Genomic DNA, 2,516 nt, shown 5'->3' on the forward strand with positions numbered 1-2,516 from the left:
GCCATGCACATCATGGCAACGTGCTGGCTCGCTTTCGGACCTGGAGCGAATCAAAGATGTGTGTAACAACGAGGGCGGCGGCGAAAGACGTGCAAGCAGAAAAAGAAAGCAACCACCGCCGCTCCGGTGCATGCGATGGTTATCCGTCCGATCCAGTTTCAGTCGCATCGTCCGGGAACGAGATAGTAAGTTCACGCGATGCGTCGATTTCGCAGAGTACATCACGAACCCGATCAGGGTCAACAAGGCCGGCAACCGAAAGTGGAGGAGTGCTAGGGCGTCCTTGCATTCGGAATGTCAGTGATTTAAGGCCGTGCCGACGCAGAAGTGGTCCTTGGATCGTTCCGTAGGACGATACATCACGAAAGTGGAAGCGTTGATCGAGAAGGATAAAACCGCCGGTGACAAGTCGTAAGTAGGGGCCGTCCACCATGACACGCAGGTTTGCTGCTTGGAGTCGTGCGGACGGGCGAAAGTACGAGAAGTAAAGGATGGAGCCAAACAGCGCACAGACGACACACCCGGCAATCAAGTAAACCGTAAGCCAGCCAAGCCAGAGCAATGCACCAGCATTTTGGTACGGCAACATGTGAGCCTTGAAAAACGGAAGACTAAAGAGTAAGCAAAAGGGCAAAGCAGAGCCGAAGCAGCCGATCCGTGCCTGCGCCAGCAAGTAGTCGAGGAGTCGCTTGCGATCAACGTCAAATTCGATTTCGAGCGGAAAGGCGTCTTTGAATGTCAATGCGGAATCCAGATTAGCATCGGTCGAATTCACCAAGTCGGATAACGACCCGCATCACCGGGCGGCGATGGGACGGTCTCAATCAGGAAAAAACCATCATCGCCGCTCCGGTGCATGCGTGGGTTATCCGCCGTCCCCCGGATCAGATTGGGCTTTGATCGCGGTTCGTATGACCGACGAAGGCACTAGCTTGGACAGCTTTCCGCCTGAGGCATCGAAACAAACGCCGACATACATTCCAATCACATCGCAGCTCTCGGGATCATTAACAGTCAAAAAGGCTGGCCCGCCACTTGTTCCCTGCGCAATCGCCGGAGACGAATATACGATCGGTTCAGTACCCCACTGGTTCTTAGCCTTTAGCTCTACGGATGCGATTCGCGTCACGACCACAAGCGGTTTGACATCTGGCTCGACACCAAAGCCGAACGGAAAGCCAGCTACCTCAACTTGGGTTGTGCGACGTGGTACTTCGGTAACAAGTTTGTCGACTGGAATTGCGATACCAGCCAGCAGTGTGTGATATGGTTTCGCCGGACCAGAACTTGCGATCAAAGCAATCGCAACATCAGAGGAACGATTCGGCACCCAAGGATTTCCATTTCCGGGAAACAGGATCGCGAGTGAAACCCATTGTGAAGTACCATCCAAGCAACGAAATCGTAATCGAGATGTTCCCTGTGTTTGATGCGCGGCGTGACTGGCAGTTACGAGAAAAAGTGTGCCAGACTGTTCAACGACGAAGCCAGACGCAAAAGTGTCGCTTTCCGGTTTAGTTCCAGGTGAATGTAGGCAAACGGCGCGGTCCCATCGTTCAAAAACGCTGTCTTGGCTAAGCGACGGTAGCGGCGTCAGTGCAACGATGAGCAGGCAAGCGAAAAGAACGATCAGACGCATATTTGTTCAGTCGGATAACGGTCGCGGTAACGGGGTTCGCGCGGTTGATCTGTTCTGTAGAGTAAACGCAGCTCGCGAACTCCCGTTCACCGCATGGTTACACGTTCTGCTCGCCTATTTCGTCGTAAGAAACACGCAAGACATCCAGTTGCCAGGAAGATTAGCGAATCTGGTTCTGGCACGGCGGTTACCGAAATATTGTCGAAGAATGTTGCTACCCGGCCGGATGGACCCGTAGGGATAACTTCGAGTGTGAAATCATCGGATAGAAGATTGACCTCAAAGGACCTGGGATTCCAAACAGTGGTTCCGGTGTAAGCCTCAAACGAGTCAGAAGCAATTAGGTTATCAGAAAGGTCGAGGATTCTGATGTCGTAAGGAGAAGATGTGCCAAATCCAACGAGCGTTGTATCGAACCACGTGAACTGATAAGTGCCTGCTGTAGGAATCGAGATGATTTGTGATATTCCGTTTGGTATTCCGCCGCCCGCGACTCCCATGCCAAGGTATTGGTCTCCTTGTTGTGCGCCCGGGAAACCATTGGTTGGAAATCCGTTGTGCAAGGCTGGAGACGTGCCTTCCGTCGTCCAAAACGCCGGAGTCAAAATAGTAGAAGTATTGGCGGTAATCGAAGGTTCTTCAAAACTTCCATTAGTGATGATGTCGGCGCGGATTTCGGATACAAATGCCAATGCAACAAGCGTAACAAATAGAAAACACTCTTTAATCATGGGGTAGCTCGTAAATTAAGTACTCAACGTGTAACGGTAGGGTTCACCGGGTCGGGAGTGTTCGGCGATCCACTTGAGTATACCCGCAAGCCCGACTCCGTGTGCAACCCATGGTTATCCGCCATGGCGATGCCAGGTATCAAGGC

3 protein-coding genes are annotated in these 2,516 nt (G+C 52.3%); all 3 read right to left on the reverse strand.

The annotated features are described in order from the left end of the window. Positions 1 to 139 precede the first annotated feature (139 nt). Complete coding sequence (locus Pla22_RS25105; RefSeq protein ID WP_146517659.1) at positions 140 to 742, reverse strand: hypothetical protein; 603 nt, start codon at positions 740 to 742, stop codon at positions 140 to 142. Between the two features lie 123 nt (positions 743 to 865). Continuing rightward, on the reverse strand, positions 866 to 1,639 hold the full coding sequence (locus Pla22_RS25110) for a serine protease family protein (RefSeq protein WP_146517660.1): 774 nt from the start codon (positions 1,637 to 1,639) through the stop codon (positions 866 to 868). A gap of 86 nt (positions 1,640 to 1,725) precedes the next feature. Further along, positions 1,726 to 2,370: a PEP-CTERM sorting domain-containing protein gene (locus Pla22_RS25115; RefSeq protein ID WP_146517661.1), complete on the reverse strand. Its 645-nt coding sequence runs from the start codon at positions 2,368 to 2,370 to the stop codon at positions 1,726 to 1,728. Positions 2,371 to 2,516: the final 146 nt, after the last annotated feature.

The sequence above is a fragment of the Rubripirellula amarantea genome (assembly GCF_007859865.1).
Classification (GTDB): Bacteria; Planctomycetota; Planctomycetia; order Pirellulales; family Pirellulaceae; genus Rubripirellula; species Rubripirellula amarantea.